A 12,209-nucleotide genomic window follows, 5' to 3' on the forward strand; every position below is an offset into this window, starting at 1 on the left:
AGAAATGAAAGTATTAGTGACAGGTTTTGAGCCCTTTGGAGGGGAAAAGGTCAATCCAGCTTTGGAGGCCATTAAAGGTTTACCAGCTGAAATCCATGGTGCTGAGGTCCGTTGGCTAGAAGTGCCAACAGTCTTTCACAAATCGGCCCAAGTATTGGAAGAAGAAATGAGTCGTTATCAACCGGACTTTGTCCTTTGTATCGGCCAAGCAGGTGGAAGAACCAGCTTGACACCTGAGCGAGTGGCTATAAATCAAGACGATGCACGCATTCCTGATAACGAAGGTAATCAGCCGATTGACCTTCCCATTCGTCCAGATGGTGCTCCGGCTTACTTTAGTAGTCTGCCGATTAAAGCGATGGTCCAAGCTATAAAAAAAGAGGGCTTGCCGGCCTCTGTTTCAAATACGGCAGGGACTTTTGTCTGCAATCATTTGATGTATCAGGCTCTCTATTTGGTAGAAAAGAAATTTCCACATGTTAAGGCAGGTTTTATGCACATTCCTTATATGATGGAACAGGTGGTGAATCGACCGACTACTCCAGCTATGAGTTTAGTGGATATTAGGCGAGGGATAGAAGCGGCAATCGGGGCTATTATAGAACATGGAGATCAGGATCTCAAGTTGGTAGGTGGAGAAACTCATTGATAGAAAAAAGCTTGAGGGGCCACCTTCAAGCTTTTGGACGTTTTCGAGCCAGTACTGCTCGGTAAAAAATCATTTTATTGATTTTAATGTAGGGTAGGAGTGAAAAACTAGCAATTCCAAAGGTAATCCAATTGAGGAAGTACCAAGGAAGGAGTTGTAAGTCTAGTACAAAACGCTGAAACTTATAGCCTTTCATCAGGAAACGGCTGGTTTTAAGGATTTGCCCTGGTTTAGCTTGGCCCAAGTCTAGGGTGTCACAGAGGAGAAATTCTACCTGCGAATAGGCATAGTATTGTGGAATATAGAGACTATTTCCGACAATCATCAAGAGGATACTTGCTAGAAAATAGAGACCAAAGGTCATGAGGAAACGTTCAGTTTCAACTGACGAGAGATCCAGATTAGGAAACTCAGGATGAAGGACAACGAATTTCTTTGCAAGAAAGCTACTGTAAAAGAGGAAGTAAATTCCAAGTAAACTAGGAATGCTCCATAAGAAGAGATAGAAACGTTTGAGAAGGAGAGTCAAAAAGGTTTGTGAAAAGTGCTCTTCGTTAAAGAGAGTGAGACTATTTTTGACGAATAGTTCTGTATCTGGATTCTTGATGAGTTTCAGAGTTGTATAAACTGAACTGGTTAGAAGTATTGTTCCGATAAAGGAGACTAATAGAGGAAAAAGGTAGGCTTGGAATACATGGCCAAACACGCTTAAAAAGGGTTCTTCTAAAATAGCTTCGTTGATACGCTCTAAGGGATTAAGAAAGCCAGACAAGATGACCAGTATACTAGGTAAGAGATAGACGAGAAAGAGGCGGGGATTTTCAGCCTGAAATTGTCTGGCCTGCAGACGAACGGTTTTTAAATCAATTTTTGGATATTTCATTCTCTCATTATACCATAGTTCGTGACAGTTCCTACTTTTTTTGATAAAATCATACAGTATGCCCTTGTGCACAAAGTATGAACTGGGACTGTCTTTCCCAGCTTCGGAGGTAAAAAATGTCAGATTCACCAATCAAATATCGTTTGATTAAGAAAGAAAAACACACGGGAGCTCGTCTGGGAGAAATTATCACTCCCCACGGTACCTTCCCGACACCTATGTTTATGCCGGTTGGAACCCAAGCAACTGTCAAAACTCAGTCTCCAGAAGAGTTAAAGGAGATGGGTTCGGGAATTATCCTGTCAAACACCTATCATCTCTGGCTTCGTCCTGGAGATGAACTCATTGCACGCGCAGGTGGTCTCCACAAGTTCATGAATTGGGACCAACCAATCTTGACAGATAGTGGTGGTTTCCAGGTTTATTCTCTAGCTGATAGCCGTAATATCACAGAAGAAGGAGTAACCTTTAAAAACCATCTCAATGGTTCCAAGATGTTCCTATCCCCAGAAAAAGCCATCTCTATCCAGAACAATCTGGGCTCAGATATCATGATGTCCTTTGACGAATGTCCTCAGTTTTATCAACCTTACGACTATGTTAAGAAATCAATCGAGCGTACTAGCCGTTGGGCTGAGCGTGGTTTGAAGGCTCACCGTCGTCCACATGACCAAGGTTTGTTTGGGATTGTGCAGGGGGCAGGATTTGAAGATCTTCGTCGTCAGTCAGCTCACGACCTTGTCAGCATGGATTTCCCGGGCTACTCTATCGGTGGTTTGGCAGTGGGAGAAACCCACGAAGAGATGAATGCGGTCTTGGATTTCACAACTCAACTGCTACCTGAAAATAAACCTCGCTATTTGATGGGTGTGGGAGCGCCAGATAGCTTGATTGATGGGGTGATTCGTGGTGTAGATATGTTTGACTGTGTCTTGCCGACTCGTATAGCTCGTAATGGGACTTGTATGACCAGTCAGGGACGTTTGGTTGTTAAAAATGCTCAGTTTGCTGAGGACTTTACGCCACTAGATCCAGAATGTGATTGCTATACATGTAAGAACTATACACGCGCTTATCTTCGTCACCTGCTCAAGGCTGATGAAACCTTCGGTATCCGCTTGACTAGCTATCACAATCTTTACTTCTTGCTTAACCTGATGAAGCAAGTGCGACAAGCCATCATGGATGACAATCTCTTAGAATTCCGTGAGTATTTTGTAGAAAAATATGGCTATAATAAGTCAGGCCGTAATTTTTAAACTGGAATAGATATAAGCTAAAAATCCTAAGTTTTCTCTTGGGATTTTTCTTCTTTTTTTGATAGAATAAAGTGTACAATGAAAGGGAGAATAAACTCGTATGCGTATTAAATGGTTTTCCTTGATTAGGATTACAGGTTTACTTTTGGTACTCTTGTATCATTTCTTTCAGACGATCTTTCCTGGAGGATTTTTCGGGGTAGATGTCTTTTTTACATTTTCAGGTTTCCTGATTACAGCTCTACTTATCGAAGAATTTTCTAAAAATCATGAAATTGATTTGGTTGGATTTTTTAGGAGACGCTTTTATCGTATCGTACCACCTGTGGTTTTGATGGTCTTGGTAACCATGCCCTTTACCTTTCTAGTTCGCCAAGATTATGTGGCTGGAATTGGGGGTCAAATTGCGGGTGTCTTAGGCTTCATGACCAACTTCTATGAACTTCTAACAGGAGGAAGTTATGAATCTCAGTTCATTCCTCATTTGTTTGTTCATAATTGGAGCTTGGCTGTTGAGGTTCACTACTATATCCTCTGGGGCTTGGCAGTTTGGTTCTTATCCAAACAGGCTAAATCAAATGGTCAGTTGAAGGGAATGGTCTTTCTCTTGTCTGCTGCTGCCTTCTTGATCAGCTTCTTCTCTATGTTTATTGGTAGTTTTCTAGTAACTTCTTATTCTTCTGTTTACTTCTCCAGTTTAACTCATATCTATCCATTCTTTTTGGGAAGTGTGTTAGCAACGATTGTAGGCGTTCGTCAGACGACTTCCCTAGTTAAGCAATTGGATAAAATCTGGGATTTACGCAAGACCCTTTTGGTTTTTGGAGGAGGTTTTGGATTCTTACTCATTTTGACCTTCTTTGTCAAATTTACCTATCTCTTTGCCTATCTTATGGGCTTCTTGCTTGCCAGCCTTGCAGCCCTTGCTATGATTCTGGCGGCGCGTGTCTTACATGAAAAGACTCCTAACATGCAGGAGCCAAAGATTATCAGCTTTTTAGCGGATACTAGCTATGCGGTTTATCTTTTCCATTGGCCTTTCTATATCATTTTCTCACAGTTGACATCAAATCTTCTTGCTGTGTTACTGACTTTGTTTTTTTCTTATGGATTTGCCAGCCTGTCATTTTATGTGCTGGAACCTTGGATTGCGGGAAAGAACACACCTATTATACAAGCCCTTCGTCCCCTGCCTCATATTCACACAATCCTTGCAGCAAGTACTGGAATCTTGGCCTTCATTGTCTTCTTAGTAACTTTGCTGGCACCACAAGTGGGAGCTTTTGAGACAGACTTAACTGTCAATGGCTTGAAGCAAGCTGCAACAAATATTAGCCAGACCAAGGTGATGACAGAACGAGCAGAAGCTGATAGTTTAGGAATTGCTGATGGCACTATGTTAATTGGTGATTCGGTAGCACTAAGAGCTAATACAGCCTTGCAGACAGCCCTTCCTGGAGCACAGATTAATGCACAAGTCAGCAGAACAACCAAGACCGCCAACGAAATCATGCTCAACAATAGCCAGAATAAATTTCTACCAAAGATGGTGGTTATTGCAACTGGGGTAAATAATCCTGAAAATTACAAGGAAGACTGGGATAGTATCGTAAAAAATCTTCCTAAGGGCCACCATATGGTTTTGGTGACTCCTTATGAGGGAGATAAGACAAAAGAGACCTATGCAATCGTTGAGAAAGAGGCTGCCTATATGAGAGAATTGGCAGAGAAGACTCCTTACATCACGATAGCAGATTGGAACCAAGTTGCGAAAGAGCATCCAGAGATCTGGACTGGAACAGACCAAGTCCATTTTGGAAGTGACAATAGTAAGATTGAAGCAGGAGCTAAATTGTATGCAGATACCATTGCTACAGCCTTGCAAACAGCTCAAGACAAGCCAGTCAAATCAAAATAACTTGTATTAAAAAGAGAAGAGTTGGAGAAATCCAGCTCTTTTAAAATATCTCTAGAAAATAGGTCTATACCATTTACAAATGAATCAGAAAGGTTTATAATGTAATTGACATAATAAATATCAAAAGTAATCTTTTAAGGAGGTCATTATTATGCCTAATTACGTTAAAGCGGATCAGTTTTTCTATCCATTTGGCATTCGTCGCGGTGGGTACTTAGAACTTGTTGATGGCAAATTTGGGAAACATGTGGATCAAATTCCTGAAGGAGCAGAGGTTCTTGACTATACTGGTTATAGCATTGCACCAGGTCTTGTGGATACTCATATTCATGGATATGCAGGTGTAGATGTGATGGACAACAACATTGAAGGTACATTGCATACTATGAGTGAAGGACTTCTTAGTACCGGTGTTACCAGTTTCTTGCCCACAACTTTAACAGCCACTTATGAGCAATTGCTTGCAGTCACTGAAAATCTTGGAAACCATTATAAAGAAGCAACAGGTGCTAAGATTCGTGGGATTTATTATGAAGGTCCATATTTCACAGAAACTTTTAAGGGGGCACAAAATCCAACTTATATGAGAGACCCGGGTGTTGAGGAGTTTCATTCTTGGCAGGATGCTGCAAAAGGGATGATAAATAAAATCGCTATTGCACCAGAACGTGATGGGGTGGAAGATTTTGTACGTACTATTACAGGTGAAGGTGTGACAGTTGCACTTGGACACTCAGATGCGACATTTGAACAAGCTAAGAAGGCAGTTGATGCTGGAGCTAGTGTATGGGTACATGCCTATAATGGGATGCGTGGTTTAACACACCGCGAACTAGGTATGGTAGGAGCTATGTATGAGCTCCCACATACTTACGCAGAATTGATTTGTGATGGTTATCACGTAGATCCAAAAGCTTGTGAGATTTTACTTAAGCAAAAGGGGACAGAAAACATCGCTCTTATTACGGACTGTATGACAGCTGGTGGGCTTGAAGACGGTGACTATATGTTGGGAGAATTCCCTGTTGTAGTAGCAAATGGAACTGCACGTCTCAAATCTACTGGTAATTTGGCAGGTTCTATCCTCAAACTTAAAGATGGTATGAGAAATGTAGTCGAGTGGGGTATTGCGAATCCACACGAAGCAGTCATGATGGCTAGCCTTAACCCAGCAAAATCTGTTCACATTGATGATGTCTGTGGTCAAATCCGTGAAGGTTATGATGCGGACTTTATCGTATTAGATAAAGATTTGGAATTGGTAGCAACCTATCTAGATGGTGTGAAACGTTATCAAGCATAAGAGAAAAAGCAGAAGTTAGAGATTAGCTTCTGCTTTTTTATCTATATTGCTTTACCAGTAAATAAAAAAGTTAAAAAAATCACAAAAAAACTTGAACAAGCAAATGAAAAGGCTTACAATTATATTATAAATAGTACAAATAAAAAAACGGAGGAATGCTTTATGAAAGCCTATACTTATGTTAAACCAGGACTTGCTTCTTTTGTTGACGTAGACAAACCAGTTATTCGCAAGCCAACAGACGCTATTGTGCGTATCGTAAAAACCACTATTTGTGGAACAGACCTCCATATTATCAAAGGGGATGTTCCCGCTTGCCAAAGTGGTACTATTCTTGGTCACGAAGGGATTGGGATTGTTGAAGAAGTTGGAGAAGGAGTTTCTAACTTCAAAAAAGGCGACAAGGTCTTGATTTCTTGTGTCTGTGCCTGTGGTAAATGCTACTACTGTAAAAAAGGAATTTATGCCCACTGTGAAGACGAAGGGGGCTGGATTTTCGGTCACTTGATTGATGGTATGCAGGCTGAATATCTACGTGTCCCTCATGCAGATAACACTCTTTACCATACTCCAGAAGACTTGTCAGATGAAGCCTTGGTTATGCTATCAGACATTCTACCTACTGGATATGAAATTGGTGTCTTAAAAGGGAAAGTAGAACCTGGTTGTAGCGTAGCCATTATTGGTTCAGGACCAGTTGGATTGGCTGCTCTTTTGACAGCCCAATTCTACTCACCAGCCAAATTGATTATGGTGGACTTAGACGATAACCGCTTGGAAACTGCTTTATCATTTGGTGCGACTCATAAGGTTAATTCTTCAGACCCTGAAAAAGCGATTAAAGAAATTTATGATTTGACAGATGATCGTGGTGTAGATGTCGCTATCGAAGCTGTTGGTATTCCTGCAACATTTGATTTCTGTCAAAAGATTATCGGTGTAGACGGAACAGTTGCCAACTGTGGTGTACATGGTAAGCCAGTTGAATTCGATTTGGACAAACTTTGGATTCGCAACATCAATGTAACAACTGGTTTGGTATCTACAAATACCACTCCGCAATTGTTGAAAGCACTTGAAAGTCATAAGATTGAACCAGAAAAATTGGTAACTCATTATTTCAAACTAAGTGAAATTGAAAAAGCCTATGAAGTCTTCAGTAAGGCAGCAGACCACCATGCCATCAAGGTCATCATCGAAAACGATATTTCAGAAGCTTAAGTAGTAAAAACATTTTGGAACATAAGCAAATAGAAATTCAGTCATCATAGGATGGCTGGATTTTTTATCAAAAAAATTAAGAAATGAGCATATTTCTTTCCTTGTTTAGCGGAATTGGTTATAATATACGGTACAAAGGAATGAATGAATATGTATCGTGTTATAGAAATGTACGGAGATTTTGAACCTTGGTGGTTTATAGAAGGTTGGGAAGAAGATATTGTAGCAAGTAGAAAATTTGATCAGTATTATGATGCTCTCAAATACTATAAAACTTGCTGGTTTAGACTGGAACAAGAATCCCCTCTTTATAAAAGTAGAAGTGACTTGATGACTATTTTTTGGGATCCAGAAGACCAACGCTGGTGTGATGAATGTGACGACTATTTACAACAATACCATTCTTTGGCTCTTTTGCAGGACGAGCAGGTTATCCCAGATGAAAAATTACGTCCAGGCTATGAAAAACAAACAGGTAAGGAAAGGCACCGTTCTTGCCGTATGAAATTAAAATAGAGAAAAAGTAACTTTTTTGGAGTTGCTTTTTTTATTTTTCCAAATCTTTGCGAATAGTATAGGTGAGGAGGTAAGTATGGTTCAAGAAATTGCACAAGAAATCATTCGTTCGGCTCGGAAAAAAGGGGCACAAGACATTTATTTTGTCCCCAAGTTAGACGCTTATGAGCTTCATATGAGAATAGGAGACGAGCGCTGTAAAATCGGTTGTTATGATTTCGAAAAATTTGCGGCCGTCATCAGTCACTTTAAGTTTGTGGCGGGTATGAATGTTGGAGAAAAGCGACGTAGTCAACTTGGTTCCTGTGATTATGCCTATGACCAGAAGATGGCGTCCCTACGTTTATCTACCGTAGGCGATTATCGAGGGTATGAGAGTTTAGTTATTCGTTTGTTGCATGATGAGAAGCAGGACTTGCATTTTTGGTTTCAGGATATTGAAGAATTAGGCAAGCAGTACAGACAACGGGGACTTTATCTTTTTGCTGGTCCAGTCGGAAGTGGCAAGACAACCTTGATGCATGAATTAGCTAAGTCCCTTTTTAAGGGGCAACAAGTTATGTCCATCGAAGATCCTGTAGAAATCAAGCAGGACGACATGCTCCAGTTGCAGTTGAACGAAACAATCGGGTTGACGTATGAAAATCTCATCAAACTTTCCCTACGTCATCGACCAGACCTCCTGATTATCGGAGAAATTCGAGACAGCGAAACGGCGCGTGCAGTGGTCAGAGCCAGTTTGACAGGGGCGACAGTCTTTTCAACCATTCATGCCAAGAGTATCAGAGGTGTTTATGAGCGCTTGCTGGAGTTGGGTGTGAGTGAGGAGGAATTAGCAGTCGTTCTACAGGGAGTCTGCTATCAGAGATTAATCGGGGGAGGAGGAATCGTTGACTTTGCAAACAAAGACTATCAAGAACACCAGCCAACTAGCTGGAATGAGCAGATTGACCAGCTTCTTGAAGATGGACATATCACAAGTCTTCAGGCTGAAATGGAAAAAATTAGCTACAGCTAAGCAAAAAAATATCATTACCTTGTTTAACAATCTCTTTTCCAGTGGTTTTCATCTGGTGGAGACCATCTCCTTTTTAGATAGGAGTGCATTATTGGACAAGCAGTGTGTGACCCAGATGCGCACGGGCTTGTCTCAGGGGAAATCATTCTCAGAAATGATGGAAAGTTTGGGATTTTCAAGTGCCATTGTCACTCAGTTATCCCTAGCGGAAGTCCATGGAAATCTCCACCTGAGTTTGGGAAAGATAGAAGAGTATCTAGACAATCTTGCCAAGGTCAAGAAAAAACTAATTGAAGTAGCGACCTATCCCTTGATTTTGCTGGGTTTTCTTCTCTTAATTATGCTGGGACTACGCAACTACCTACTACCACAACTGGATAGTAGCAATATTGCCACTCAAATTATCGGTAATCTGCCACAAATTTTTCTAGGCATGGTAGGGTTTGTTTCAGTAGGTGTCCTTTTAGCACTAACTTTTTATAAAAGAAGTTCTAAGATGCGGGTCTTTTCTATCTTAGCACGCCTTCCCTTTCTTGGAATCTTTGTGCAAACCTATTTGACAGCTTATTATGCGCGTGAATGGGGGAATATGATTTCGCAGGGGATGGAACTGATGCAGATTTTTCAGATCATGCAGGAACAAGGTTCCCAACTCTTTAAAGAAATCGGTCGAGATTTGGCTCAAGCCCTACAAAATGGTCGGGAATTTTCTCAAACAATAGCAACCTATCCTTTCTTTAAAAAGGAGTTGAGTCTTATCATCGAGTATGGGGAAGTCAAGTCCAAGCTGGGGAGTGAGTTGGAAATCTATGCTGAAAAAACTTGGGAAACCTTTTTTACCCGAGTCAATCGTACCATGAATCTGGTGCAGCCATTGGTCTTTATCTTTGTGGCTCTGATTATCGTTTTACTTTATGCGGCAATGCTCATGCCCATGTATCAAAATATGGAGGTAAATTTTTAAAATGAAAAAACTCATGACATTCTTGAAAAAAGCGAAAGTGAAGGCTTTCACACTTGTGGAAATGTTGGTGGTCTTGCTCATCATCAGCGTGCTTCTCCTGCTCTTTGTACCTAATCTGACCAAGCAAAAAGAAGCAGTCAACGACAAAGGGAAAGCTGCTGTTGTTAAGGTGGTAGAAAGCCAGGCAGAGCTTTATAGTTTGGATAAAAATGAAGATGCTAGCCTAAGTAAGTTACAAGCAGATGGGCGAATCACAGAAGAACAGGCTAAAGCTTATAAAGAATACCATGCTAAACAAAATACCAGTCAAACCGTTGCAGATTAAGGCATTTACCATGCTGGAAAGCCTCTTGGTTTTGGGACTTGTGAGTATCCTTGCCTTGGGCTTATCCGGCTCTGTCCAGTCCACTTTTGCGGCGGTAGAGGAGCAGATTTTCTTTATGGAGTTTGCAGAACTCTATCGGGAAACTCAAAAACGCAGTGTAGCTAGTCAGCAAAAGACTAGTCTAAACTTAGATGGGCACACAATCAGTAATGACAGTCAAAAGTTGACAGTTCCTAAAGGAATTCAGGCACCATCAGGACAAAGTATTACATTTGACCGAGCTGGGGGAAATTCGTCCCTGGCTAAGGTTGAATTTCAGACCAGTAAAGGAACGATTCGCTATCAGTTATATCTAGGAAATGGAAAAATTAAACGCATTAAGGAAACAAAAAATTAGGGCAGTGATTTTACTGGAAGCAGTAGTTGCTTTAGCTATCTTTGCTAGCATTGCAACCCTCCTTTTGGGACAAATTCAGAAAAATAGGCAGGAAGAAGCAAGAATCTTGCAAAAGGAAGAAGTTTTGAGGGTAGCTAAGATGGCCTTGCAGACAGGTCAAAATCAGGTAAACATCAACGGAGTTAAGATTCAGGTGTTTTCTAGTGAAAAGGGATTGGAGGTTTATCATGGTTCAGAACAGTTGTTGGCTATCAAAGAGCCATAAGGTCAAGGCTTTTACCTTGTTAGAATCCCTGATTGCCCTCATTGTCATCAGTGGAAGCTTACTCCTCTTTCAAGCCATGAGTCAGCTCCTCATTTCAGAAGTTCGCTACCAGCAACAAAGCGAGCAAAAAGAGTGGCTCTTGTTTGTGGAGCAGTTGGAGGCAGAATTAGACCGTTCGCAGTTCGAAAAAGTGGAGGGCAATCGCCTCTATATGAAGCAAGATGGCAAGGATATCGCTATGGGTAAATCCAAATCAGATGATTTTCGAAAAACTGATGCCAGTGGACGAGGATATCAGCCTATGATTTATGGACTTAAATCTGCGCAGATTACAGAGGATAATCAACTGGTTCGTTTTCGTTTCCAGTTTCAAAAAGGCTTAGAAAGGGAGTTCATCTATCGTGTGGAAAAAGAAAAAAGTTAAGGCAGGTGTTCTCATCTATGCAGTCACCGTGGCTGCTATCTTTAGTCTTTTGTTACAATTTTACTTGAACCGACAAGTCGCCCACTATCAAGACTATGCCTTAAATAAAGAAAAGTTGGTTGCTTTTGCTATGGCCAAGCGAACCAAGGATAAGATTGAGCAAGAAAGTGGGGAACAGTCCTTTAATCTGGGTCAGGTGAGTTATCAAAATAAGAAAATAAGCTTGGTGACGACGGTTCGTACGTCTAAGAGTCAATATGAGTTTCTGTTTCCTTCAGTCAAAATCAAAGAAGAGAAAACAGATAAAAAGTAAGAGGTAGCGACCGATTCAAGCGAAAAAGTGGAGAAGAAAAAATCAGAAGAGAAGCCTGAAAAGAAAGAGAATTCCTAGCCAATCAAGCTACTTTGTGCTAAACTAAAAATATGAAACATGATTTTAACCATAAAGCAGAAACTTTTGATTCACCTAAAAATATCTTCCTTGCAAACTTGGTTTGTCAAGCAGTCGAGAAACAGATTGATCTTCTATCAGACAAAGAAATTTTGGATTTCGGTGGAGGGACGGGGCTGTTAACCTTGACCCTAGCCAAGCAGGCCAAGTCTGTAACATTGGTGGATATTTCGGAGAAAATGCTGGAGCAAGCTCGTTTGAAAGCGGAGCAACAAGACATCAAGAATATCCAGTTTTTGGAGCAAGATTTACTGGAAAAACCCTTGAAGCAAGAGTTTGATCTCATTGTTGTTTGTCGGGTTCTTCATCATATGCCTGATGTGGATGTGGCTCTCTCACTGTTTCATCAATATTTGAGAGAAAACGGACAACTTTTACTTGCTGATTTTACCAAGACAGAAGCTAACCATCATGGATTTGAATTGGCTGAACTGGAAACCAAGCTAATTCAGCACGGTTTTTCATCTGTGCATAGTCAGATCCTCTATAGCGCTGAAGATCTGTTTCAAGGAAATTACTCAGAACTCTTTTTAACAGTAGCCCAAAAATCACTCGCCTAGTCAGGGAGTGATTTTTTATAAGGATGGAAAAAAGAAGGGAAATTTGGTAAGATAGG

At 40.8% G+C, this 12,209-nt stretch carries 14 protein-coding genes and 1 pseudogene; 14 read left to right on the forward strand and 1 reads right to left on the reverse strand.

Translation table 11 applies throughout. The features are described 5' to 3' along the window. Window positions 1-4 precede the first annotated feature (4 nt). Window positions 5-649 carry a pyroglutamyl-peptidase I gene (pcp, locus tag O3664_RS06320; RefSeq protein WP_000866923.1) on the forward strand — a complete coding sequence of 215 codons (645 nt, stop codon included), beginning with the start codon at window positions 5-7 and terminating at the stop codon, window positions 647-649. 25 nt (window positions 650-674) lie between these two features. Here the strand turns inward: pcp and O3664_RS06325 are convergent, their stop codons facing one another. Next, window positions 675-1,532 carry a DUF975 family protein gene (locus O3664_RS06325; protein ID WP_004257483.1) on the reverse strand — a complete coding sequence of 286 codons (858 nt, stop codon included), beginning with the start codon at window positions 1,530-1,532 and terminating at the stop codon, window positions 675-677. Window positions 1,533-1,648: 116 nt separating this feature from the next. Between O3664_RS06325 and tgt the strand changes: the two genes are divergently transcribed. The 13 genes and pseudogenes from tgt to O3664_RS06390 all read left to right on the forward strand — a co-directional run bounded on the left by tgt (window position 1,649) and on the right by O3664_RS06390 (window position 12,153). Beyond that, window positions 1,649-2,791: a tRNA guanosine(34) transglycosylase Tgt gene (gene tgt, locus O3664_RS06330; RefSeq protein WP_001285237.1), complete on the forward strand. Its 1,143-nt coding sequence runs from the start codon at window positions 1,649-1,651 to the stop codon at window positions 2,789-2,791. 100 nt (window positions 2,792-2,891) lie between these two features. Continuing rightward, entirely contained in the window at window positions 2,892-4,709 is a 1,818-nt protein-coding gene (locus O3664_RS06335; protein WP_004257479.1) for an acyltransferase family protein, read from the forward strand. A gap of 151 nt (window positions 4,710-4,860) precedes the next feature. Then, complete coding sequence (nagA, locus tag O3664_RS06340) at window positions 4,861-6,012, forward strand: N-acetylglucosamine-6-phosphate deacetylase (RefSeq protein WP_371613792.1); 1,152 nt, start codon at window positions 4,861-4,863, stop codon at window positions 6,010-6,012. Window positions 6,013-6,174: 162 nt separating this feature from the next. Then, window positions 6,175-7,233 (forward strand): zinc-dependent alcohol dehydrogenase family protein, encoded by a 1,059-nt coding sequence (locus O3664_RS06345; RefSeq protein WP_371613793.1) that lies wholly within the window; start codon window positions 6,175-6,177, stop codon window positions 7,231-7,233. Window positions 7,234-7,383: 150 nt separating this feature from the next. Continuing rightward, window positions 7,384-7,749 (forward strand): DUF1033 family protein, encoded by a 366-nt coding sequence (locus O3664_RS06350; protein ID WP_049499212.1) that lies wholly within the window; start codon window positions 7,384-7,386, stop codon window positions 7,747-7,749. Window positions 7,750-7,825: 76 nt separating this feature from the next. Next, the gene (comGA, locus tag O3664_RS06355) at window positions 7,826-8,767 is read left to right on the forward strand and encodes a competence type IV pilus ATPase ComGA (protein ID WP_247949639.1); all 942 of its coding nucleotides are present in this window, start codon (window positions 7,826-7,828) and stop codon (window positions 8,765-8,767) included. Further along, window positions 8,715-9,731: a competence type IV pilus assembly protein ComGB gene (gene comGB / locus O3664_RS06360; protein ID WP_203180024.1), complete on the forward strand. Its 1,017-nt coding sequence runs from the start codon at window positions 8,715-8,717 to the stop codon at window positions 9,729-9,731. The genes comGA and comGB overlap by 53 nt, the downstream gene beginning before the upstream one ends. 1 nt (window position 9,732) lies before the next feature. Beyond that, window positions 9,733-10,056, forward strand: a complete 324-nt coding sequence (gene comGC, locus O3664_RS06365) for a comG operon protein ComGC (protein WP_024056742.1) — start codon at window positions 9,733-9,735, stop codon at window positions 10,054-10,056. Next, complete coding sequence (gene comGD, locus O3664_RS06370; RefSeq protein WP_247949638.1) at window positions 10,019-10,453, forward strand: competence type IV pilus minor pilin ComGD; 435 nt, start codon at window positions 10,019-10,021, stop codon at window positions 10,451-10,453. The genes comGC and comGD overlap by 38 nt, the downstream gene beginning before the upstream one ends. Beyond that, window positions 10,416-10,718 carry a competence type IV pilus minor pilin ComGE gene (gene comGE / locus O3664_RS06375; RefSeq protein WP_153199764.1) on the forward strand — a complete coding sequence of 101 codons (303 nt, stop codon included), beginning with the start codon at window positions 10,416-10,418 and terminating at the stop codon, window positions 10,716-10,718. Before comGD ends, comGE begins: the two co-directional genes overlap by 38 nt. Continuing rightward, window positions 10,681-11,142 carry a competence type IV pilus minor pilin ComGF gene (comGF, locus tag O3664_RS06380; RefSeq protein ID WP_261051648.1) on the forward strand — a complete coding sequence of 154 codons (462 nt, stop codon included), beginning with the start codon at window positions 10,681-10,683 and terminating at the stop codon, window positions 11,140-11,142. The genes comGE and comGF overlap by 38 nt, the downstream gene beginning before the upstream one ends. Then, window positions 11,120-11,533: pseudogene (gene comGG / locus O3664_RS06385) on the forward strand (competence type IV pilus minor pilin ComGG). Before comGF ends, comGG begins: the two are co-directional and overlap by 23 nt. 32 nt (window positions 11,534-11,565) lie before the next feature. Further along, the gene (locus tag O3664_RS06390) at window positions 11,566-12,153 is read left to right on the forward strand and encodes a class I SAM-dependent methyltransferase (protein WP_261051646.1); all 588 of its coding nucleotides are present in this window, start codon (window positions 11,566-11,568) and stop codon (window positions 12,151-12,153) included. The last annotated feature ends 56 nt before the right edge of the window (window positions 12,154-12,209 follow it).

The organism is Streptococcus sp. 27098_8_109 (genome assembly GCF_041432295.1).
GTDB lineage: Bacteria > Bacillota > Bacilli > Lactobacillales > Streptococcaceae > Streptococcus.

Excerpts from the sequence above, each read along its gene's own strand:
- pcp (WP_000866923.1), top strand. The coding sequence starts at position 5 with ATGAAAGTATTAGTGACAGGTTTTGAGCCCTTTGGAGGGGAAAAGGTC.
- O3664_RS06325 (WP_004257483.1), bottom strand. The coding sequence starts at position 1,532 with ATGAAATATCCAAAAATTGATTTAAAAACCGTTCGTCTGCAGGCCAGA.
- tgt (WP_001285237.1), top strand. The coding sequence starts at position 1,649 with ATGTCAGATTCACCAATCAAATATCGTTTGATTAAGAAAGAAAAACAC.
- O3664_RS06335 (WP_004257479.1), top strand. The coding sequence starts at position 2,892 with ATGCGTATTAAATGGTTTTCCTTGATTAGGATTACAGGTTTACTTTTG.
- nagA (WP_371613792.1), top strand. The coding sequence starts at position 4,861 with ATGCCTAATTACGTTAAAGCGGATCAGTTTTTCTATCCATTTGGCATT.
- O3664_RS06345 (WP_371613793.1), top strand. The coding sequence starts at position 6,175 with ATGAAAGCCTATACTTATGTTAAACCAGGACTTGCTTCTTTTGTTGAC.
- O3664_RS06350 (WP_049499212.1), top strand. The coding sequence starts at position 7,384 with ATGTATCGTGTTATAGAAATGTACGGAGATTTTGAACCTTGGTGGTTT.
- comGA (WP_247949639.1), top strand. The coding sequence starts at position 7,826 with ATGGTTCAAGAAATTGCACAAGAAATCATTCGTTCGGCTCGGAAAAAA.
- comGB (WP_203180024.1), top strand. The coding sequence starts at position 8,715 with ATGGACATATCACAAGTCTTCAGGCTGAAATGGAAAAAATTAGCTACA.
- comGC (WP_024056742.1), top strand. The coding sequence starts at position 9,733 with ATGAAAAAACTCATGACATTCTTGAAAAAAGCGAAAGTGAAGGCTTTC.
- comGD (WP_247949638.1), top strand. The coding sequence starts at position 10,019 with ATGCTAAACAAAATACCAGTCAAACCGTTGCAGATTAAGGCATTTACC.
- comGE (WP_153199764.1), top strand. The coding sequence starts at position 10,416 with ATGGAAAAATTAAACGCATTAAGGAAACAAAAAATTAGGGCAGTGATT.
- comGF (WP_261051648.1), top strand. The coding sequence starts at position 10,681 with ATGGTTCAGAACAGTTGTTGGCTATCAAAGAGCCATAAGGTCAAGGCT.
- O3664_RS06390 (WP_261051646.1), top strand. The coding sequence starts at position 11,566 with ATGAAACATGATTTTAACCATAAAGCAGAAACTTTTGATTCACCTAAA.